Source organism: Chryseobacterium sp. (assembly GCF_019236175.1).
Classification (GTDB): Bacteria; Bacteroidota; Bacteroidia; order Flavobacteriales; family Weeksellaceae; genus Chryseobacterium.
The window spans coordinates 1-22,272 of record NZ_JAFAJM010000017.1; the positions used below are offsets into that span (position 1 = coordinate 1).

At 35.0% G+C, this 22,272-nt stretch carries 22 protein-coding genes; 6 read left to right on the top strand and 16 right to left on the bottom strand.

Annotated elements, in window-relative coordinates; translation table 11 throughout:
• Positions 1–244: DUF2723 domain-containing protein (locus JO178_RS14735; RefSeq protein ID WP_291937477.1), on the bottom strand; the 244-nt coding region annotated here is incomplete at its 3' end.
• 221 nt (positions 245–465) lie between these two features.
• Between JO178_RS14735 and JO178_RS14740 the strand changes: the two genes are divergently transcribed.
• The 3 genes from JO178_RS14740 to JO178_RS14750 all read left to right on the top strand — a co-directional run bounded on the left by JO178_RS14740 (position 466) and on the right by JO178_RS14750 (position 3,808).
• Positions 466–1,503 (top strand): cysteine synthase family protein, encoded by a 1,038-nt coding sequence (locus JO178_RS14740; RefSeq protein ID WP_291937480.1) that lies wholly within the window; start codon positions 466–468, stop codon positions 1,501–1,503.
• A gap of 79 nt (positions 1,504–1,582) precedes the next feature.
• The gene (locus JO178_RS14745) at positions 1,583–2,854 is read left to right on the top strand and encodes an aminotransferase class I/II-fold pyridoxal phosphate-dependent enzyme (RefSeq protein WP_291937933.1); all 1,272 of its coding nucleotides are present in this window, start codon (positions 1,583–1,585) and stop codon (positions 2,852–2,854) included.
• 75 nt (positions 2,855–2,929) lie between these two features.
• A complete protein-coding gene (locus JO178_RS14750) occupies positions 2,930–3,808 on the top strand; it encodes a DMT family transporter (protein ID WP_291937483.1) in 879 nt (292 codons plus the stop codon).
• An 87-nt stretch (positions 3,809–3,895) separates the two neighbouring features.
• Here JO178_RS14750 and JO178_RS14755 read toward each other — a convergent pair whose 3' ends face one another.
• Together JO178_RS14755 and JO178_RS14760 are read right to left on the bottom strand one after the other, a co-directional pair.
• A complete protein-coding gene (locus JO178_RS14755; RefSeq protein ID WP_291937487.1) occupies positions 3,896–4,546 on the bottom strand; it encodes an NAD(P)-binding domain-containing protein in 651 nt (216 codons plus the stop codon).
• Between the two features lie 141 nt (positions 4,547–4,687).
• On the bottom strand, positions 4,688–5,275 hold the full coding sequence (locus JO178_RS14760) for a Crp/Fnr family transcriptional regulator (RefSeq protein WP_291937491.1): 588 nt from the start codon (positions 5,273–5,275) through the stop codon (positions 4,688–4,690).
• 225 nt (positions 5,276–5,500) lie between these two features.
• Here JO178_RS14760 and JO178_RS14765 point away from each other — a divergent pair, with 225 nt between their 5' ends.
• Entirely contained in the window at positions 5,501–7,690 is a 2,190-nt protein-coding gene (locus tag JO178_RS14765; RefSeq protein WP_291937492.1) for a radical SAM protein, read from the top strand.
• Between the two features lie 119 nt (positions 7,691–7,809).
• Here JO178_RS14765 and JO178_RS14770 read toward each other — a convergent pair whose 3' ends face one another.
• From JO178_RS14770 to atpD, 3 genes are all read right to left on the bottom strand, one after another.
• Positions 7,810–8,628, bottom strand: coding sequence for a hypothetical protein (locus JO178_RS14770; protein ID WP_291937495.1), 819 nt, complete (start codon positions 8,626–8,628; stop codon positions 7,810–7,812).
• A 78-nt stretch (positions 8,629–8,706) separates the two neighbouring features.
• Entirely contained in the window at positions 8,707–8,988 is a 282-nt protein-coding gene (locus JO178_RS14775; protein ID WP_291937498.1) for a F0F1 ATP synthase subunit epsilon, read from the bottom strand.
• 89 nt (positions 8,989–9,077) lie between these two features.
• Positions 9,078–10,586 carry a F0F1 ATP synthase subunit beta gene (atpD, locus tag JO178_RS14780; RefSeq protein WP_291937501.1) on the bottom strand — a complete coding sequence of 503 codons (1,509 nt, stop codon included), beginning with the start codon at positions 10,584–10,586 and terminating at the stop codon, positions 9,078–9,080.
• 230 nt (positions 10,587–10,816) lie between these two features.
• Between atpD and JO178_RS14785 the strand changes: the two genes are divergently transcribed.
• Positions 10,817–11,737 carry a bifunctional riboflavin kinase/FAD synthetase gene (locus JO178_RS14785; RefSeq protein WP_291937503.1) on the top strand — a complete coding sequence of 307 codons (921 nt, stop codon included), beginning with the start codon at positions 10,817–10,819 and terminating at the stop codon, positions 11,735–11,737.
• A gap of 42 nt (positions 11,738–11,779) precedes the next feature.
• Here the strand turns inward: JO178_RS14785 and JO178_RS14790 are convergent, their stop codons facing one another.
• Positions 11,780–12,265 carry a hypothetical protein gene (locus tag JO178_RS14790; RefSeq protein ID WP_291937506.1) on the bottom strand — a complete coding sequence of 162 codons (486 nt, stop codon included), beginning with the start codon at positions 12,263–12,265 and terminating at the stop codon, positions 11,780–11,782.
• 98 nt (positions 12,266–12,363) lie between these two features.
• Complete coding sequence (locus JO178_RS14795) at positions 12,364–12,720, bottom strand: MmcQ/YjbR family DNA-binding protein (RefSeq protein WP_291937509.1); 357 nt, start codon at positions 12,718–12,720, stop codon at positions 12,364–12,366.
• Between the two features lie 134 nt (positions 12,721–12,854).
• Here JO178_RS14795 and JO178_RS14800 point away from each other — a divergent pair, with 134 nt between their 5' ends.
• Positions 12,855–13,517 carry an NAD(P)H-binding protein gene (locus JO178_RS14800; protein WP_291937512.1) on the top strand — a complete coding sequence of 221 codons (663 nt, stop codon included), beginning with the start codon at positions 12,855–12,857 and terminating at the stop codon, positions 13,515–13,517.
• A 76-nt stretch (positions 13,518–13,593) separates the two neighbouring features.
• On the opposite strand, the gene JO178_RS14805 is transcribed toward JO178_RS14800, so the two are convergent.
• The 8 genes from JO178_RS14805 to JO178_RS14840 form a co-directional block, all read right to left on the bottom strand.
• Positions 13,594–14,169 carry a glutathione peroxidase gene (locus JO178_RS14805; RefSeq protein WP_291937517.1) on the bottom strand — a complete coding sequence of 192 codons (576 nt, stop codon included), beginning with the start codon at positions 14,167–14,169 and terminating at the stop codon, positions 13,594–13,596.
• A gap of 39 nt (positions 14,170–14,208) precedes the next feature.
• Positions 14,209–14,871: a histidine kinase gene (locus JO178_RS14810; protein ID WP_291937521.1), complete on the bottom strand. Its 663-nt coding sequence runs from the start codon at positions 14,869–14,871 to the stop codon at positions 14,209–14,211.
• Between the two features lie 134 nt (positions 14,872–15,005).
• Positions 15,006–15,728, bottom strand: coding sequence for a 3-deoxy-manno-octulosonate cytidylyltransferase (kdsB, locus tag JO178_RS14815; RefSeq protein ID WP_291937524.1), 723 nt, complete (start codon positions 15,726–15,728; stop codon positions 15,006–15,008).
• Positions 15,729–15,861: 133 nt separating this feature from the next.
• Positions 15,862–16,842, bottom strand: coding sequence for a phosphatase PAP2 family protein (locus tag JO178_RS14820; RefSeq protein WP_291937528.1), 981 nt, complete (start codon positions 16,840–16,842; stop codon positions 15,862–15,864).
• A 266-nt stretch (positions 16,843–17,108) separates the two neighbouring features.
• Positions 17,109–18,362 carry an aminotransferase class I/II-fold pyridoxal phosphate-dependent enzyme gene (locus JO178_RS14825; RefSeq protein ID WP_291937531.1) on the bottom strand — a complete coding sequence of 418 codons (1,254 nt, stop codon included), beginning with the start codon at positions 18,360–18,362 and terminating at the stop codon, positions 17,109–17,111.
• A 22-nt stretch (positions 18,363–18,384) separates the two neighbouring features.
• Positions 18,385–19,299, bottom strand: coding sequence for a hypothetical protein (locus JO178_RS14830; protein ID WP_291937534.1), 915 nt, complete (start codon positions 19,297–19,299; stop codon positions 18,385–18,387).
• A 19-nt stretch (positions 19,300–19,318) separates the two neighbouring features.
• On the bottom strand, positions 19,319–21,034 hold the full coding sequence (locus tag JO178_RS14835; protein ID WP_291937537.1) for a phospho-sugar mutase: 1,716 nt from the start codon (positions 21,032–21,034) through the stop codon (positions 19,319–19,321).
• Positions 21,035–21,231: 197 nt separating this feature from the next.
• Positions 21,232–21,933 (bottom strand): DUF2807 domain-containing protein, encoded by a 702-nt coding sequence (locus tag JO178_RS14840; RefSeq protein WP_291937540.1) that lies wholly within the window; start codon positions 21,931–21,933, stop codon positions 21,232–21,234.
• Positions 21,934–22,272: the final 339 nt, after the last annotated feature.

The following is a 22,272-nucleotide window of genomic DNA, read 5'->3' on the forward strand; positions in this document are numbered from 1 at the left end:
TAATCACGATCGAATAATTTTCGCCTTTCCCCAATGCAAACATAGCAGCTACAGCCCCTACGATCTGAAACAAAGCTGCTCCCGGAGCATGCGTTACTTCAAGTTTTACGGCAGAGGAAATGTACTCTCCACAATCCCAGAAACTGAAATTGGGTTCTATTGTGGACAAGTACGTAAAAAACGCAATGACGAAAATCACCCATCCTGAAACGGTGTTCCATTGCCTAAAAGTCCAATTTTTCATAGTATTAAATCAATTATGCGAAAATAAGGCTTTTATATTATTTTATATTGTTTTTAACAAAATTTAAAAAATTGGCGTAGTATTTGCGACTATACTTCTGTTAAAACTGTAAGCAAGAAAAATAATTTTCCAGGAAGAGGTCCTAGAAATCAAACAAAAGTTTAGGAATTATTTATTTTTTTGTATTTTTGCAGTCAGATTTTTATTGAAAATAACAAGTAATGAGTAATGTTTACGATAATATCCTTGGCCTAATAGGACACACTCCTATGGTGAAGCTAAATACTGTCACAAAAGATATTCCAGCAACCGTTTATGCCAAGTTAGAATCATATAATCCTGGACATTCCACCAAAGATAGAATCGCACTTCATATTATAGAAAATGCAGAGAAAAAAGGTTTATTAAAAGAGGATTCTGTAGTTGTAGAAACGACTTCCGGAAATACAGGATTTTCTATTGCCATGGTCTGCATTATTAAAGGATATAAGTGTATTCTTGCAGTAAGCGACAAAACCAAACCGGAAAAAATCGCTTATTTAAAGGCCTTAGGTGCCACTGTATATATTTGTCCAGCCAATGTACCTGCAGATGATCCGAGATCATATTATGAAGTAGCTAAGAGAATCGCATTGGAAACCCCTAATTCTATTTATATCAACCAGTATTTTAATGAGCTGAATATTGATGCCCATTATCAGTCTACCGGTCCGGAAATATGGGAACAGACAGAAGGTAAGATCACTCACCTTTTTGCCTGTACAGGAACGGGAGGAACGCTTTCAGGTTCTGCCAAATTTTTAAAAGAAAAAAATCCTGATATTAAGATTATTGGTGTAGATGCAGATGGATCTATATTGAAAAGCTACCACGAAACAGGAGAAATTCATAAAGAAGATGTTCATCCTTATCAGATTGAAGGAATGGGAAAAAATTTAATTCCTGCAGCGCTTCTTTTTGATAAAGTAGATGAGTTTGTAAGAGTAAATGATGAAATGTCTGCTTACAGAACCCGTGAGATTGCTTTGAAAGAAGCTATTATGGGAGGCTACACTACCGGAGCAGTCACTCAGGGGCTTATTCAGTATGCACAGTCTCATGAATTCACTAAAGATGATGTTATTGTTTTAATCTACCCTGACCACGGCTCAAGATATATCACTAAGGTATATAGTGATAAATGGATGGCAGAGCAAGGTTTTGTCAATAATTGTGTTCACAATTATGATGAAGTTTTTAAGACAGAATTTATCAAATAATAATATAAATCACAATATAAATCAAGCCTTTTGCGTGTTCTACAAAAAAGGCTTTTTTACTTAAAATTACGATACAATGTTGGATATTTTTGAAAGAATAAAAGAAAATCCAGGACCACTTGGACAATTTGCAGATTATGGAGAAGGATATTTTATTTTCCCAAGATTAGAGGGCCCGATTGGTCCAAGAATGCAGTTTCAGGGTAGAGAAGTAATTTTCTGGAGTGCCAATGACTATTTAGGATTGTGTAATCATCCTGAAGTAAAGGAAGCGGATGCAAAAGCGGCTGCAGAATATGGAATGTTCTATCCGATGGGAGCAAGAGCGATGTCTGGTGAGACAGATCAGCATCTTCAGCTGGAAAAAGAATTGGCAGATTTCGTACAAAAAGAATCAGCATATTTATTAAACTTCGGTTACCAGGGAATGGTATCTACGATTGATGCTCTGGTAAGCAGAAATGATGTCATCGTATATGATGTAGATTCTCATGCCTGTATCGTGGATGGAGTGAGGCTTCATTCCGGTAAGAGATTTACCTACAGACATAATGATATGGAAAGTCTTGAAAAAAACCTTCAGAGAGCAACTAAAGTAGCCGAAGAAACCGGAGGCGGTATCTTGGTGATTACTGAAGGGGTTTTCGGAATGAGAGGACAACAAGGTAAAATCAAAGAAATTTGTGACCTTAAATCCAAATACAGTTTCAGACTTCTGGTAGATGATGCACATGGTTTCGGAACTCTTGGTAAAACAGGCGCCGGAGTAGGTGAAGAACAGGACTGTACTGATCAGATTGATGTATATTTCTCTACTTTTGCTAAATCAATGGCAGGTTTCGGAGCATTCCTTGCAGGAGATAAAGAGATCATCAGGTATCTGAAATTCAACCTTAGATCGCAAATCTTCGCGAAATCCTTAACAATGCCAATGGTTATTGGAGGATTAAAAAGACTGGAGCTATTGAGATCAAGACCGGAAATTAAAGCCAAACTTTGGGAAAATGTAGCTAAATTACAGAATGGGCTAAAAGAAAGAGGATTCAATATTGGTGATACCAATACCTGTGTAACACCTGTAATGATGCAGGGAACACCTGTAGAAGCTACTCTTCTTGTAAAAGATTTGAGAGAAAATTACGGAATCTTTACCTCAGTAGTAGTCTATCCGGTCATTCCAAAAGGAATGATTCTTTTAAGATTAATTCCTACCGCTTCTCATACAGATTCAGAGATTAATGAAACTCTGGCCGCATTTGAAGCCATTCATGATAAACTAGTAAGTGGTTACTATAAAGAGCAGGAACAATTATTACTGCAGGAACAGGGATTAAGCTTTAAGCCGATTTAATCTTTAACAAAATAAAAAAACCACTGATTGATTCAGTGGTTTTTTGTTTTAAAAACTATAAACTATTAAAAGCAAATGAAACTTAGAGGTTATTTGTTGGGCGTTTTGTCGGCAGTTTCATACGGATTGATTCCGATCTTTATCCTGCCGATCAAGCAGGCACATTTTTCAATGGATATTACCCTGTTTTACAGGTTTTTCTTTTCAGCATTAATGGTAGGAGCCTATCTCATCTATTCTAAACAAAATTTCAGAATCAATAAAAAGGAAGCTCTAATACTAGCCATTCTTGGAATATGTTATGCGCTTTCATCTGAATTTCTGTTTATAGGATATGATTTTCTCACTCCGGGAATTGCTTCTACAGTTCTATTCATTTATCCGGTGATCGTAGCGTTGATTATGTTTTTCTTTTATAAAGAGAAACTCACCAAATTGTCTATTATTTCACTATTTTTTGCTTTTGCAGGGGTTATTGTTTTATGTCTGAAAGAAAGTGGTTTTGAAATCAATTTTGCAGGATTGGGAATTGTGATGCTTAGCGCTCTGTTTTATGCTCTTTACATGGTGATTGTCAACAAATCGAAGCTTAAAGTTTCAGGGTTCAAGCTTACCTTCTACTCTATGCTTTTTACTTCGTTGTTTTTTATGACAAAATCAATGATAGGAAATCAGTCGTTTGCAATTCCTTCAACAACTATCTTTTTTAATTTTCTCATCTTTGCTTTCCTTACGACCGTTATTTCCAGTTTATGTTTGGTATATGCTATTAAAAGTATTGGTTCTACTCCGGTTGCTATTTTAGGAGCGTTGGAACCTGTAGTGGCTGTGATGGTGAGTGTGTTGATGTTTCATGAAAAATTCACCACCAATTTGTCTATCGGAATTACATTGATCCTTCTTGGAGTAACCCTTAATGTCATTGGAAATCAAAAAAATGCCAATCTTATCTAAAAATTTCACCTTTTAAATTATATAAATGCCGAACCGTTGAATAGTCCGGCATTTAGTTTTAATATCAGATAATTAATAATGATTATTCTAAATTTTTGATTGAGCCTCTGAAAGATTCACCGTTTTACCCAATGCGCCCAACTCATGTAAATCCCCAAAAACTTCAATTCTTATTGACTGATCAATTCCACCTACCTTTAAAGGATCAAATCCTGCACCTTTAATAAGATTCTCAATATCGTGATTGATTGATGAGTCATCAGATGCATAAAATAATACTGCTTTTTCAGGACTTCTGTTTGAAGCTCCCGAAAGACTTCCCGCACTAAGAGTTCCAAAAGCCTTTACCAATTTAGCCCCCTCAGGTAAAATGACTTTGTTCAGTTCTCCCGCAGATTCCTTTTCACCAATAATTTTTTTAAATCCTCCGTTTCCATCCGGAGTGATGGGGTTTGAAACATCAATGATAATTTTTCCATTCAGTATTTCACCATAGTCATTAAAGAAGTCTTTGAAAGCACCAAACCCTATTGCCGGGATAACGATATCTGCATCCTTGATCGCCTGATCGATCTTCATGTTCTGGGCTAATCCTGCAGATTGTTCTGCAAACTGACTGGCTTCTTCATTATTTCTTGTTGCAACAATCACATGTTGATTATTCTTTACTAAATCATCAGCTATTACCTTACCGATATTTCCAAGGCCAATAACAGCCACTTTTTTCAATGTTTCCATTTCTTTTATTTTTTTTGATATTTATTTAAGCTAAAGTTACCTGAAAATATCATGGAAAAACGGTAAACTAGTTTAAGAAATCATGTTGACATTTGGTAAGATAAATGATTAAACTAATTTAATGCTAACGTAAATAAGTGATTAGCCTTTTATCCTTTTTTGCCTTATTTTACTAAGGAATTGGGGGGTTATTCCGAGATAAGAAGCAATATCTACATTAGAGAGGCGGTTGGCCAACTGAGGATATTGTCTGAGAAAAAACTCATATTTTTCATCTCCGGTTGCACTTATATTCTGCAATACTCTATTTTGAAGCTCAATGAATTTATTTTCGATAATCACTCTAAAGTTTCTGCCAAACTTCGGATAATAGGTATAAAGATACCAAAGATCATCTTTTTCAATTTGTAATACAATAGAATTTTCTAAAGCAGCGATAAATAGCTTACTGGATTTTTTATTATGAAAGCTGTCTATATCTACAATCCAATCATTTTCTGAAGCAAACTGAAGGTTATGCTCTTCCCCGTGATCATCTGTACTGTACATTTTGAAACATCCTGAAACTATAAATGTATAATAACGGCATATCTCATTCTCTTGCAGAATAAACTGCTTCCGTTTAATTCTCCTTTCTGTAATTCTTTCATTCAATACTTCAATTTCTTCTTTTGAAAGAGGGATGAAACTTTTAAAATAGTTGATCAGTGAAGTCGTTTTTTTAGACATTGCTTATAAATTGTGTTTTATTTTAATTTTCAAGGATGACAATAGAAAATCTATAATACAATATATAAAAAAAATGGAAATACAGACTTTCAAATACTCATGATACTGATTGCATAAATGTTCCTATACTCCATCATTATTTCAAAGCACCTCTTCACTGCTCATAATCACGACAAAAAATTTTTTTCTGAAAAAACTTTGGAATAACTTTGCAAAAAATTTCTGTTGAAAGACCTGCTTCTTATTACTCCGCCTTTTACCCAACTCAATACTCCTTATCCTGCGACAGCTTATATTAAAGGGTTCCTGAATACCAAAAATATTTCCAGTTATCAGGTTGATCTTGGAATTGATGTTATATTGGAATTGTTTTCAAGAGGTGGACTTCAAAAAGTTTTCAGCAAAGAAATTGATCTTCAGAATACCTCTGAAAATACCCAGAGGATTTTTGCACTCAGAGATGAGTACCTCAAAACCATTGACCAGGTTATTCCTTTTTTACAAGGTAAAACGCCAACATTGGCAAGACAGATCTGCAGTATGAATTTTCTTCCGGAAGCTTCCCGTTTCAACCAGTTGGATGATATGGAATTCGCTTTCGGAAATATGGGATTACAGGACAAAGCCAAACATCTGGCTACTTTATATCTGGAAGATATCTCGGATTATATTGTTGAGAATATCGATCCTGATTTTGGATTCAGCCGATATGCAGAACGTCTTGGGAAAAGTGCCAATTCGTTTGATGAACTCTACTTAAAACTTGCGGATTATCAAACATTTATTGATGAGTTTACGCTGAAAATCCTTCAGGAAAAGTTAAAAAAAATTCAGCCTAAGCTGGTTTGTTTTTCCATTCCTTTCCCAGGAAATTTATACTCAGCATTCCGATGTGCCCAGTTCATAAAAAAGAACTTTCCCCACATTAAAATTGCCATGGGTGGAGGTTTTCCTAATACCGAATTAAGAGAAATCAAAGATCAGAGGGTCTTTGAATTTTTTGATTTTATAACTTTAGATGATGGGGAACTTCCTCTTGAACTGCTTTGTCAGAGTCTGGAAAATACTACGGAAACACCAGAATTCAAGAGAACATTTTTAATTGAAAATAAAGAAGTTGTTTATAAAAACAATTCTAAAAGACACGACTATAAACAGGTCGATATTGGTACACCTGATTATACAGATCTAAAACTGGATCAGTATATTTCCGTTATTGAAATTGCCAATCCTATGCACAGTCTCTGGAGCGACGGAAGATGGAATAAACTTACAATGGCTCACGGATGTTATTGGGGAAAATGTACTTTTTGTGATATTTCCCTGGACTATATTAAAATTTATGAACCGATCTCCGCTAAAATCCTGGTCGACAGAATGGAGGAGCTTATTAACACTACAGGTGAAACCGGTTTTCATTTTGTAGACGAAGCCGCTCCACCTGCATTAATGAGAGAGGTTGCACTCGAAATTCTCAGAAGAAACCTTGTGGTTACCTGGTGGACGAATATCCGTTTTGAAAAAAGCTTTACCCGTGATTTATGCTATCTGTTAAAACTTTCCGGATGTGTTGCTGTTTCAGGGGGGCTGGAAGTGGCCAGCGATCGTTTGTTGAAATTAATTGATAAGGGAGTTTCAGTTGAACAGGTTGCCAAAGTAACAAGAAATTTTACAGAAGCAGGAATTATGGTTCATGCCTATCTGATGTATGGTTACCCTACCCAAACTGTTCAGGAAACAGTAGACTCTCTGGAGATGGTTCGTCAAATGTTTGAAATGGGAATTTTGCAAAGTGGATTCTGGCATCAGTTTGCCATGACTGCTCACTCACCGGTCGGAATGAGTCCTGAAGATTTCGGAGTTGTACCGGTAAAACAGGAAATCTTATTTGCTAACAACGATGTCGACTTTAAAGATAAAACAGGAATCGATCACAACAAGTTCAGCTTTGGGTTAAAAAAATCCCTTTTCAATTATATGCATGGAGTTAATTTTGAAATTCCTCTTCAGGAGTGGTTCGATTTCAAAATACCAAGAACCGCTATCCACCCTGACTATATTCACGACTGTCTTTTGGAAGAAGATCAGTTTACCTTTAAAGGCAATTCAAAAATTGTGTTTTTAACTAAAAATGTAATCGCTGAGAATCGCGTAAAAAATAAAAAGAAATATTCTGGTACGTATACCTTACTTACATTCCACTTAAAAACGAATATTGTTACCGTTGAAATGGAACAGGAAAAAGCAGAATGGTTAATCAATATTTTGCAGGAAAACACCATAGAAAACACCAAAAAGACTACAGTTCAACAACTTAAAAATCAGTTCGAAGAAAAATTTGAAGATTTTGAGTTATTCTGGTTCTCAAAACCGGTCCAACAATTGAAGGAAAACGGAGTAATTTTAAGTTTATAAAAAATTCTATTTCTTCTCCGGAATTTTCAAATTTCATCAATTTTTGAATTCTTCAACGTAGATTTTGTAATATCGGTTATTTATTATCAACGGGCTAAAGCCCGTTTCTGGTGATTATTTTAATTGGAAACATCTTTTGAAACAGGCCCTACCGAAACTTTTTCCTGTATCCTGATAAAATTCGGATCCATAATCGCCATTCGTTCTGCAATAGCTTTATAGGTTGGAAACTTTAGGATAGAAGCTCTCCCGGACATTTCCCTGTAAATGGTAAAAGACTTTCCGGCAGCAGTTTTCAATTGTTTTGTAGTGGTAATATATTTACCAATATACTTACTTTTAGCATCATAGATCTCAATATCAAGAAAGGTTTTATCTATGATGGTATCTTCTGATCCAAAGCTTACAGGAAGGTTGGTAAAATATCCAACCGGAACCCCATTGCTTAAAATTTCTCCAACTTTATTGACTTCAATATTCAGTTTATCGATTTTTTTTCTGATAGCATAGGCTTCCTTTGTTTTGGAATCAAGCTTCCTTTTAGGTGCATTTGAAAAAAGTTCATCAAGATTTTTTACGTTGATTCCTTTATTATCAATGATTTTAAAATCCTTAACGGAAGTATACACTGCGGATCTTTCTTCACCTGAAAATGCTGATGGTGAACTATAATCGATCTCTATTATTTTATCCCTGTTATAAATTCTATTGACTAGTATGTAGCTGTCTCTCACAGAATCAACAATACTTTTATCAATAAATTTTATTGTATACAAAGGTGTTTCCTTTAAATCCATAAAAATATATTCATTGGATTTATTGGAGAGTTTAGCCACCGGAATTCCGTCTAAATTGATAATTCCTCTTTTGGTTTTGATATTCTGAGCATGAAAGAAAGCCCCCAGAACTATAAAGAATATAATTATACTTTTCTTCATAGAATCAAACTTTTACAAAATAAAAAAGTGTAACACAAAGTTACACTTTCTTGAAAATATATTTAGCTTTTCATTTAATTATTCACAAAGGATAATTCCTTTATTATGATTAAATTCTACAACACCGCTTTTGATAGAGTAAGAAAAAACAGAGTCTTTCTCACTTTCTTTAGTAAAGTTTTTAGCAAAAGCATCATCAATTGAATTAGCAAAAAGCTTTACTTTACCACCTACTAAAGAAGAAACGATTCCTGCGTGGTTATTCATGATGTGAAATTCACCATTTTTCCCAGGCAATAATACAGAGTTTACTTCTCCTTCAAAAACTACATATTCTGGTGTTAAAATTTTTATATTCATTTTAATTTAGATTTGAAGATTTCAGATTTCAGATTTCAGACAACCTTAAAGTCTCATGTCTGGTATCTTCTATCTTTATGTCTAATTTATTAAGCGTTTTCAGCTAACATTTTTTGTCCAGCTTCGATAGCTTCCTCGATAGTTCCTTTCAAGTTGAAAGCAGCTTCTGGTAAATGATCTAATTCACCATCCATAATCATGTTGAATCCTTTGATCGTATCTTTAATATCTACCAATGATCCTGGGATACCTGTAAACTGTTCTGCTACGTGGAAAGGCTGAGATAAGAATCTCTGAACTTTTCTAGCACGGTAAACTACTGATTTATCTTCTTCAGAAAGTTCTTCCATACCTAGGATCGCGATGATATCCTGAAGCGCTTTGTATCTTTGAAGAATTTCTTTTACTCTTTGAGCACAGTTATAGTGATCGTGACCGATAACTTCAGGAGCAAGAATTCTTGAAGTAGAAGCCAATGGATCTACTGCTGGGTAAATACCTAATGAAGCAATCTTTCTGTCAAGTACCGTAGTTGCATCCAAGTGAGCAAACGTAGTTGCAGGAGCAGGGTCAGTTAAGTCATCCGCAGGTACGTATACCGCCTGTACTGAAGTAATTGAACCGTTTTTAGTTGAAGTAATTCTTTCCTGCATAGCTCCCATTTCAGAAGCAAGCGTTGGTTGGTAACCTACCGCTGATGGCATACGACCAAGAAGTGCAGATACCTCAGAACCAGCTTGTGTAAAACGGAAGATGTTGTCTACGAAGAAAAGTACGTCTCTACCTTGTCCGCTTTCACCACCATCTCTGTAGTACTCTGCTAATGTAAGACCTGAAAGGGCTACTCTAGCTCTTGCACCTGGCGGCTCGTTCATCTGTCCGAAAACGAATGCTGCTTTAGAATCTTTCATTACTTCTAAATCTACTTTAGAAAGATCCCAACCTCCGTTTTCCATAGAATGCATGAAATCATCACCATACTTGATAATTCCTGATTCCAGCATCTCTCTTAAAAGGTCATTTCCTTCTCTCGTTCTTTCACCTACTCCGGCGAATACAGAAAGACCTCCGTGCCCTTTTGCAATATTGTTAATCAACTCCTGAATCAATACTGTTTTACCTACACCGGCACCACCGAACAATCCAATTTTACCTCCTTTTGCATAAGGCTCAACTAGGTCGATTACTTTAATCCCTGTAAATAAAACTTCTGCTGAAGTTGATAATTGATCAAATTTTGGAGCTGGTCTGTGAATTGGAAGACCACCATCCTTAGAAATATCTTGAAGTCCGTCGATAGCATCACCAACAACGTTGAATAGTCTTCCGTTTACAGCCTCACCGATTGGCATTGTAATAGGATTTCCGTATCCGATTACATCTTGACCTCTCTTAAGACCGTCAGTAGCGTCCATTGCAATACATCTTACTGTATCTTCGCCAATATGTTGTTCTACCTCTAAAACTACTTTTTCACCGTTTTCTTTTGTAATTTCTAACGCGTCATAGATTGCTGGAACTGCTTCCACATCTGTGAAGACAACGTCGATTACCGGACCAATAATTTGAGAAATTTTACCTTTAATTTGGTTTGCCATTGCTAAATTTTTTCTTGGTGCAAATATAGTGATTCTTCATAAACCCGCAATTGGTAAAAAAAAGATTTTTATCATGCTTTTTGAGAAACCTTCATGCACCCAATTTATCAATTTCACAGGGTATATACAGATATATGAACGTAGCAATGTTGCAGTTACAAAGTATACTGCAGACTTGTATTGATACATTGGCACATTATTTCTATATTTGCAATCAAAATTTTTCCGTTTTGAAAGTTTTCAAAAATTTTACAGATTATTCTTCTCAAAAGCCTTTAGCATTATCTTTAGGTATGTTTGACGGAGTACATCTAGGGCATAAAAGTATCATTGATGAATTGATAAATGTAGGTACAGAAAACAATCTGGAAACTGCTATTCTTACTTTTTGGCCACATCCAAGATTCGTATTTAATCCCAATGAAGATCTTAAACTTCTGAATACGAAAGAAGAAAAGAAACAACTGGTTGAAAAATACGGCATTGATAATCTTTTTCTGAAAGAATTTGATGAAGAATTCAGAAATTTAACAGGAGAAGAGTTTGTACGTCAGATTTTGATTGATAAACTGAATGTAAAATACCTTATTATAGGATACGATCATTCATTCGGAAAAAATAAAAGCGGAAATTTTGAACTTCTTCAGAGGTTATCCAAAGAACTGGATTTTGAAGTGGAACAGATGGAAGCCATCAATATTCATGAAAATAATATCAGTTCAACGAAAGTCCGTAATGCCCTTTTAACCGGAAGTATTAAAGAGGCCAATGAAATGTTGGGATATCCCTACTCCGTTTCAGGAACTGTAGTTCACGGAAAGAAAATCGGCAGAACAATAGGATACCCTACGGCCAATATTGATACGGAGTCTATAAAACTTTTACCTAAAAAAGGAGCTTATATCGTTGAAGTAACAGTAAAAGGCAAACAATATAAAGGAATGCTGAGTATTGGGACTAATCCTACGGTAAATGGAGAAAAATTAACGGTTGAAGTCTATATCCTTGATTTTAATGATGATATTTATGATGAAAAAATTACGGTAAAATTCAGAGATTTTCTTCATGATGAAATCAAATTCGAAGGGCTTGAAAAATTAATTGAAAGACTTGATGAAGATAAAAGATTAACTGAGGAATATAATTTTTAAGATATAAAAAAGGCTATTTGTTTAAATAGCCTTTTTTATGTTTTATTTCAATGTTTTTAAATAAATTTTCTGAGGAGTTTCAGCATTTAATTTCACATTAGGAAATTCTTTGTCATGATCAATAAAGATATCTCCTTTTTCATTCGCTTTTCCGTTTCCGTCAGAATCCCATTCAGTCGCAATATAATATTTTGCACCATTCGCTGGCTTAGGGGTAATCTTGCTTTCTGCATCTTTGGGTATTGGTAAGTCTATGGTAAAAGGAACTGTTTTTTCTTCAAATTCCTTTTCGGTGATTAATGTGGCAGGAGCATCCTGTAAACCTTCACTTATCCCATATAAACTCACTTTAAGTTTTGGATTTTTAATCGTGAATTTTTCTGTTCCCGTAAATTCTATTTTAATACTTTCAGATGCTGTATTTTCAGGACTTGCAGGCATTGCAGTCTGATCTTTTTTCTCTTGCTTATTACAGCTTGATAAAGCTAATGCACCAGCTGCCATGAATAATAAAACAGTATTTCTCATTTGAATTTTGTTTCGTTAATATTATTTTTAAGTGTTTATTAAAAAATTAACAACAAAATTTATGCCTTAAAAAAACTATATAAATTTAATTTCTTTTTTTATAAAGAATCATTAATTTCATTTTGATTTTTTTTTGTTAAGGATTTAAATACCAGATCATAAGACTGATCAATAAGTTTCCAAATCAGATCTCTTTTTAGCCCATCTACCAAAACAGAATTCCAGTGGGTTTTGTTCATATGATAGGCTCCGGTAATCTGAGGGTATTGTTCACGAAGTTCTGCACTCCATTCCGGATCAGTTTTTACATTAATAGCCAATGGCTGCTTTTCAAGTCCCATCAAAAGGAACATTTTTGTATCCACTTTTAAAACAAGTGTCTCATTATCAAAAGGAAAGCTTTCTGTGACTGCTTTTTTAGCAAGACAATAATCTAAAATTTCGTTGGCATTCATAAGATTGTAGTTGGGGATAGAAGGTTGAAAATGTTTAATAATAAGCTTAATTCTTGGTTCTCTTGGCTGTTGGCTGTTTAATTCAAATTTACTACATTTAAGAAAGAAAATAATATCACAAAATCATAATTATTATGAAAGCTCTGGTAATTGGCGCTACAGGTGCCACAGGAAAAGATCTGGTAAAGCAGTTACTCAACGATAAAGCCTTTGATGAAGTGGATATTTTTGTAAGAAAACCTGTTGATATTCAGAATGACAGGTTGAAAGTACATGTGGTCAATTTTGAAACCCCTGAAGAGTGGAAAGAGATGGTGAAAGGAGATGTAGCATTTTCTTGTCTGGGAACGACTTTAAAAGATGCGGGAAGTAAGGAAGCCCAGAAAAAGGTAGATTTTGATTATCAGTACGAATTCGCGAAAGCAGCTAAAGAAAATGAGGTGGAAGATTATATTTTAGTTTCAGCTTATGGAGCGAACCCCCATTCTAAAATTTTCTATTCTAAAATGAAAGGAGAGCTTGAAGAAGCTGTAAAACAACTTCATTTCAACAAAATTACTATTTTTAAACCGGGGATGCTTGAAAGAAAAGATTCCGCAAGAACCGGAGAGGTTCTGGGCAGCCGAATTATAAAATTTGCCAATAAGCTTGGTTTACTGGAGAGTCAGAAGCCCTTACCTACTGCTATTTTGGCTAAAGCAATGATCAATTCTTCAAAGATAAAAAGTAATGGTTATTCCAGTATAAAGCTGGGAAATATTTTCTGTTTTGCAGAGAAAGTTATTGATCATTCATAAAACGATCCGGCTCCGCTCTGCACACCATTTATCATGATCTTGCCAAGCGGAGCCGAAGGGTTCTTTTTACAATATTTTATTTTAAATATTTTGTAATAGACTCGCTTGTTGGCTTTGTCGTACTTACAAACGTATCGATTAGTTTTCCGTTTTCATCAATTAAGAATTTGGTAAAGTTCCAAAGAATGGTTGTATTCTTTACTCCATTTAACTCTTTCTCTGTTAAATATTTAAAGATAGGCGCTGTGTCATCTCCTTTTACAGAAACTTTAGCTGCTAATGGGAATGTTACTCCGTAATTTTTCTGGCAAAATGCTCCGATTTCAGTATTTGTTCCGGGTTCCTGACCCCCAAAATTATTAGCCGGAAATCCTACAATCACTAATTTATCTTTGTATTGTTCATATACTTTTTCCAGATCTGCATACTGTGGAGTAAAACCGCATTCTGAAGCCGTATTCACAATAAGGATTTTCTTGCCTTTAAAATCTGCAAAATTAATTTCCTTACCGTCAATACCTTCTACTTTGAAGTCATATATTGTTTTTCCCATAAGTTCTTTGGTTTTAGATTGAGAAATTTCACTTTTTTGATTGGTGCAGCTTTGCAAAAATGCCATAAAAGAAAGCAGCAGTAAAAAAATCTTTTTCATTTCTTATAAATTTTATTTGCAGTCAGACTGCTATTGAATTTAAAACTTAAAAATATTAGCCGGGAAAACTTTGTTGATGTCAATTCTATTGAATATCATTACATAGTCTCCATCTTTTTTAGGGCTTGAGGATTCAATTCTGAACGGCATGGTAAGATTACCTACTTTTTTATAGTCGGAATATACAGTCGTTTCCTCCTTTTTCACCTCTTTTAAAAGCATATAAGTTTTGGTATCAAAATAATACATATTCTTATTTACATTTTTAGTAAGCTCCACTTTATGACAATAAATTTCACCTACTTTTTCTTTTCCAAGATATTTGGCTTCAAAACCTTTATTCTCCCAGTCAATAAAATCATTATCAAAACTTTCCGGAACATATTCGGGATATTCCTGGAGCTTATTAGTAGCATAATTCATTGCATATCCTTTTGTACCGTCAAAACCTTCTATTGCAGTTTCTTTTCCGTTGGTGGTAATCACTGTTTTGGTAAGATTGGGACGTTGCTGATAAATTTTTATAGGATACTCATCTTTAATTCCTAAAATTACTTTTCCCTGAAGCAACACTGAATTCATAAGTTTCCAATTCGTTAATCCTCCGGACAATTCAATGTTTTTATCTATAATTTCTTTTGCGGTCTGCGCAAAAGATAAGTGCGACAATATCAGGCCAAATACTAAAAGTAACTTCTTCATTAATTTTATTTATAAATTCAAATATAAGGGGATTTGATCGAAATTGCAAAAAAGGCCAAGAAAGAGAAGAAAATGACAAGCTAACATCATGCGTTTACTGACAGGCTTTCTTTATTCAGTTTCCTATTTTCAAATCAGATGAGTTTTCTCGCTTTTTCCAGATCTTCAGGAGTATCAATTCCTACTCCTACAAAATTAGTTTCAATCATTATAATCTTCATTCCGTATTCCAGATAACGGATACACTCAATTTTTTCTGATATTTCCAGTGGTTTCATCTCCAGTCTTGAAAACTGTAGCAAAGCTTCTTTCCTGAAAGCATACACCCCGATATGTTTAAAATAATTTACCTCATAAGAAACCTCTCTGTGGAAAGGAATTACTGAGCGGCTGAAATATAATGCAAAATCATTATTATCGGTAATAACTTTCACGTTATTTGGGTTTTCAATTTCTTCTTTTTCAGATAGTTTAATTTTTAATGAAGCCAATGAAATTTCCTGACGGTCATCTTCTTTGAAGACCTGAATGAGCTGTCGTAGAGGTTCAAGCTTAAGGAAAGGCTCATCTCCCTGAACATTAATAACAATATCGCAGTCAATATTCTGTACAGCTTCCGCAATACGGTCACTACCTGTCTCATGTTGTCCTGTCATTACGGCTTTTCCGCCGTTTTTTATAATTTCATCAAGGATAATTTCAGAATCCGTAGCTACGAATACTTCATCAAAAAGCCCTGTTTCTACCACGTTTTGATAGGTGGTTGTAATAACGGTTTTATTTCCCAGCTTATGCATTAATTTCCCTGGAAAGCGACTTGCCTCATAACGTGCAGGAATGACAGCGATTATTTTCATTCAATAAAGTATTAATAAGTAGTTCGTAGTCTATAATGACCCTATTTCAACAGAAACAGACCATCATTTGTTCTCAAATCAAAAGTAGTAAAAACTCTTTTACTATACTATATAAGCAGGCTTTGTTTTTTATTTAAAAAGAAACTTTTACTCCTACCATATTGTACTCCCACTGACGGGATGCTATAAAATCAAGTTTATATTTTGTATTTTTTGCATTAGGGTCTGAAACCGTATATCTGCTTTTTGAGATTGTTTTTCCGATAAAATACCCCATTAGTAAAGCCAGAGGATAATCTGAAGCCCAATGCACCTTACTTTGCATCATCTGAAAACACAAAGCTCCGGCCAGTGTATACCCTACCGGTTTAATCCATTTTACATCCGGATAATTGTCTGCAATAACTGTTAATCCAGCCATAAATGTTGTTAAATGTCCGGATGGCATCGCATCATAATTTGAAGTGTTTTTACCAAATGCTGCGAAACTCGGGAAAGGATTCCACGCTCCGCCTTTATTGCCATTGGCTTCAGCTATAAAAGGGCTTTCTCTTCCGGTAATTCTTTTAATAGTCTGAGTAAAAACACCGGAAAGGATTAAACTTTCCATAAGTCCGCTTGCTGTAGCCTGTGCTCTGTAATCATTTTTGATTAATCCATAGACTCCAAAACCAATTCCGACCAATACCACCGTTGAGCCATTTCCAATTAAATATAATGTAGACCCAATATCTTTAGGAATTTTAAAAACACCTCCGATTTTGTGATAGGTATTATCTTCACTCATTCCCCATTTTTCGGCAATTTCTCTTGAATTATCGGTTAATTTCTGGTCAACCGGAATAAGAATCAGTGTTGCGGCAACCGCACCGCCTAAATAATAGGCATGGTCTTTTGCTACAAAATCTTTATTCGTATTGATAAAATTTCGGGGCAGCTTGGTTACAAAATCCAGAAGTTTAGGTTTAGGATAAGTCCTTACGGAGCCATCCTTTAAAGTATAAGTCTGTACTTTTGGCAGTTCTTTCGGTAATTCCTTTACCTTAGCTGTATCAGCTTCCTGTGCACATACCAACATAGAGACAGGTAATAGCAGAAATTTCAATTTTTTCATCGTAGTTGTTTTCAACCTTAGTTATTCCTAGTTTTATAAAAACCCCAAAGGTAATCCCTAGTTGACTTTCCTACAAAATCTTTATTTAATTTTTAATGTTTATTTAATTTTTTTAAAATATTATTCAGTTCTCAAGGGGTATATTTAATGAGAAAACTAATTCCGTTGACCTGAATATGATGATATATCTATAAAAAAGTACCAGTGTGACAACCTTAAAAATGGTAAGTAGCTACACTGGTACAAATATTAATAAATGAGGTTTATTACTTTAAATTATTCAAAGCATTTTCCATTTTCGGAAGCATCACTTTAATTTCATCAACAGCTAATCCTCCAACAGAAGCACGGAACCATGGTTCAGATGTATCTTCTCCGAATGCTGAGAACGGTACTAAAGCCACTCCGGCTTCATTGATTAAGTAGAATACCAGATCAGAAGAGTTTTCAATTACAGCTCCATCCGGTTTTGTTTTTCCGATATAGTTTAATTTAATGGTAAGATAAAGCGCTCCCATTGGCTCAATACTGTCAACGGCAAGTCCTTTTCCTTTCAGATCCTGAACTCCTCCGTGAAGGACTTTTAAACTTTCTTCCAATTTAGCTTTGAAATCTTCTACAAATAGATTTACATTTTCAGGGTTTTCATAGAATTTTGCAGTAGCCTCTTGTTCTGGTTTTGGCGCCCATGCTCCTACGTGAGTAAGAAGAGCCTTCATTTTATCAATGATATGAGCTGGTCCGAATCCCCATCCTACACGTACTCCTGTTGCTGCAAGGCATTTTGAAATTCCATCAATATACACCGTATATTCTTTCATCTCAGGGAAAAGAGACACCGGATCTACGTGTTCTGCACCAAAAGTAAGATTAGAATAGATTTGATCATACATTAAGTATAATGGTTTTTCATCAGCTCCTCTTTTTTTGTTTTCAGCGATCACCAGTTCACAGATCTCAGAAAGTTGTTCTCTTGTGAACATTGTTCCTGTTGGATTCAGTGGTGAGCAAAGTGCTAAAAGAACAGCTCCATCCAGGTGAGGCCTTACATCATCTGCTGTTGGAAGAAAATTGGTTTCAGGCTTTGTTTTTACTTCTACAGCATTGGCAGAAGTAAGATAAGCATAATGGTTGTTATTCCATGAAGGTGTAGGATATACTACTTTATCTCCTTCATCTACAATGGTTTTATATACTGCATAGATCAAAGGTCTTGATCCGGCTGTAATCAAAATATCATTAGGAGAATAATCCAGATTCCATCTGTTTTTTAAATCTTTGGAAACTTCTTTTCTTAAAGATAAAAGTCCGTTGGCAGGAGGATAATTTGTCAGGTTATTCTGATAGGCTTTCTGAATTTCTTCCTTCAGCAATGCCGGAATAGGATAGATATTAGAATTCAGGTCACCAATAGTAAGATTGGCAATTTCTGCTCCCTTTGCTTTTAGATCATTTACTTCGTTACCAATTTTTACAATTTCAGAACCGATCAGGTTCGCTGCTAATTTTGAAACTTTCACTTTTTTTCTTATTTAAAATTTACTAATATTTTCTTTCCACATTGATTCTTTCATGTATCTGATCTACCGGCATATGAGCGTCGAAAAGGCCCATCACCTCTTTTGCTTTTTTTGCCGTATTGGAATTCGGATATTTTTTGATGATCCTGTTGAATTCCGCTATATTTTCATCGTTTAGTTTTCCGTATCCTTCAGAATCTCTTTCAAAGGTGGGGGTATTATCCATCCCAAAAAGATAATCATACAGATAATTATTATAGTCTTGTCTTACTGTCTTTATCAGCTTGCTTTCAGAGTATTTATTCATGAAATTTTCCCAGAACATGATCCTCGCTCCTAATTCTTCCCAGGTAACAATCAGGCCTGCATCCGCCGCATAATTGCTTTCACTTTCTTTATCTGTCTGTCTGATATAAACAGTATAATCAGGAGTCAGCTTATTCTTAAAAAGAGAAGAGTAATATCCGGGAATAGTCCAGATCTCAGTCATTCCCTCACCTACTTCCCTGAATTCGAGACCTGCAGTCTTCAGTTCAGCGGTAATTTTCTTCACATTCTCAGGAAGGTTGTACTGATCTTTATCGGAATTATAATAATTCACGTATTTATCTAAAACCTCACTGTGTAAAGTACTAAGGCATCCGGTATACTTTTCTCTGATTTTTAAATAATCTTCATACGTCTTATCATTCTGTTCCGGGCTGTTTTCTGCAATTTCTTTTTCGATTTTTGAACGGTACCACTGAAGAGCTTCAATATAATCCTCCGTTTTACCGACAGGAGAACAAACAGTATCTATTGGTTTGTACTGGTCTTCTTTTGTTTCTGTTCCGGCAATTGAATCTCCTGTGGGCTTTGTGTCGGAAACTGCAGCCTCCTTTTTACAGGAAGCAACAGCTACAGACAGCATACAAACTGCTATAATATTTTTTATCATCTTTGCTGTTATCAGGAGATTAATCCAGCTGCAGATCTGTTTTAACAGCTGCTATTTTAGCTTCCAATGATTTTAATTTATCTCTGAAATCAGCTTCTGAAGAGATTGAATCTTTTACAGAAACATAAAACTTAATTTTGGGTTCCGTTCCTGAAGGTCTTACACAAACCTTTGTTCCATCCTGTGTATAATAGATCAATACGTTCGATTTCGGAATGTCATTCATTCCCTTTTTCTCGTTTGTGGAAATGGTAAGGCTCGTCTGCTCCTTAAAGTCTTTTACTTCTTCCACTAATGAACCTGCCAATTCTTTTGGAGGATTTTCACGGAAGTTTTTCATCATATTCTGAATTTCTTCAGCTCCTTCTTTTCCTTTTCTTACCACATTTACGAGTCCTTCATAATACATGCCAAGGTCTTCATAGATCTCAATCATGTACTGGTACATTGTTTTTCCGTTGGCTTTACACCATGCTGCAATTTCACACGCTACAAGAATACTTCCGCAGGAATCTTTATCGCGTACGAAATCTCCGGTCATAAACCCGAAGCTTTCTTCGCCTCCACATACAAATTTTTGCTTTCCTTCAGCTTCACGAATCATTTTACCAATCCATTTGAATCCGGTAAGACCTACCTTACATTCAACACCGAATTTTTGTGCAATGTCATAGAAAATATCAGAGGTAACAATCGTTGAACCGATAAATTCCTTTCCTGTAATTCTTCCCTGCTTTCTCCATTCATTCAGAATGTAATACGTAAGGATAGTATTGGTCTGATTTCCGTTCAACAGCTGCATTTCACCATCAAGATTTCTGACGGCAATTCCTAATCTGTCACCATCCGGGTCTGTTCCGATCACAATATCTGCGTTGGTAATTTTCGCTAAATCCATAGCCATTTCCAACGCTGCAGGTTCTTCCGGATTTGGAGATTCCACTGTCGGAAAATTCGGGCTTGGAATCATTTGCTCCTTTACAAGGTCGATTTTTTTAAATCCTGCTTTCGCTAAAGCCTTAGGAACCGTAGTATAGGTTGTTCCGTGAATAGAGGTGAAAACAATATTCAAATTTTCTTTTCCGACATTCTGATAGGTAGAATTTTCTATACATGCATCAATGTAGATATCATCCTGTTCCTCCCCGATCCATTCTATAAGGTCATCATTTCCGTTGAATTTAATTTCGTCAAATTTTACAGAATAGACCTCATTGATGATGGCTTCATCATGTGGCGGAACGATCTGCGCTCCGTCATTCCAGTATACTTTATACCCGTTGTATTCGGGCGGATTATGAGAAGCTGTCAATACAATTCCACCATTACATTTTTTATCACGAACGGTGAAAGACAATTCAGGTGTTGGTCTGTGATCTTTGAAAAGAAGTACTTTAATCCCATTGGCTGTTAAAACATCAGCCACCAGTTTTCCGAATTCCTTTGAGTTATGACGAACGTCATAAGCAATCGCTACTTTGATTTCTTCTCCTTTGAATTGTTGCAACATATAATTGGCAAGTCCCTGTGTAGCCTGTCCTAATGTATATTTATTCAAGCGATTGGTTCCTACTCCCATGATGCCACGCATTCCTCCTGTTCCGAATTCAAGTTCTCTGTAAAAAGAATCTTCAAGATCAGGTGAATTGCTGTCAATTAACGATTGTACGGCATCTTTTGTTTCCTGATCAAATGTATCGCTTAACCAAAGTTTCGCTTTTTCTAATGTTGTCATATTTATGTTTAGGTTTTTTAAGCCGGAAGAAGGAAGCTGGAGGTTGGAAGACATTATCCTGACCCGTTTCAAACTTCTGCTTTATTTTGTTTATTCTATTTTTTTTTTTTTTCGGAAGAATATTTTTAATCTGGAAAACAAGAGGTATGCAAGAATACTATCACTTCCATGCTCCGGCTTCTCACTTCCCGTCAATATTATTCTAATTTTTTATTCTCAACCTTCGTTGCCTTATCTATTTTAAATGCTCTAATCGGGTCATTATAATAGACAAATTTTGCAGTGTTCTGAATATGTCCTTTTAATGAATCTTTTACATTAACTTCTGCATAGTTTCCGTTTTTAGAATCAATATTCAGATGGGTAATTTTCCAGTAAGGAGCGATTAGACTCGCTGTATCTGATATCTTTATTACGGCATCTTTCGTTAACCCTAAAAAATTGGCCCTGCTTCTGTTATGCATTTCCACTTCCGCCCTCCTTGTATTGACAGACCCCATAAAAGTGGCGTAATTTTTCATATTAAGCCTGAAATTATCTGTTTTAATTTCGCTAGAAATATTCATTTCAACAGAATCAGAAACAGCCACTTTTTCAAGATTATATTTTGAATAAATCGTTACATTATAAAAATCTACTCCTTTTGTTCCTCTTTTCTCTCTGATGAAAAGTGTTTTATCTTTTACATCCACATCAAGGTTACCCGCAACATTGGGATACGTTTCTATTTCTACAAAATTCTTTGGCCCCCTTGCATAAAACACACGAAATTTACCATTCAGATCCAGGTTGACAAACTCTGAAACATCCACATCTTTCTTTTCAATATTCCCTTTAGGAGATACTTTCCCGCAGGAAACTACTGCAACCAGCATCAATGTGTATACTATTTTTTTCATATTTAATTTAAATATTCTAGTCATAAAAACGGAAGAGAGTTTCTGAAGTGTTTTTAATCACAATATAGAAACTTTCAATAATAATTTTAAACAAAAATAGGATTAAAATTTCTAAAAATCTTTGTCTTTTGGCAATTAAATAACTGATTATTCTTAATTTTTTGCTTTTCAGGCATAAGTCTGTTTTCTGCAGCTTTTGATTTTAATTTTTGATAAAATAGGATGGCAAAATTGAAGTATTGAAAATTAGAATACAATAGAGAAAATATTTATATGTGCCATCTCTTTACAATCATTATGTTTCATGATAACCAATAAAAAACACCTCTAAAAGCTGTC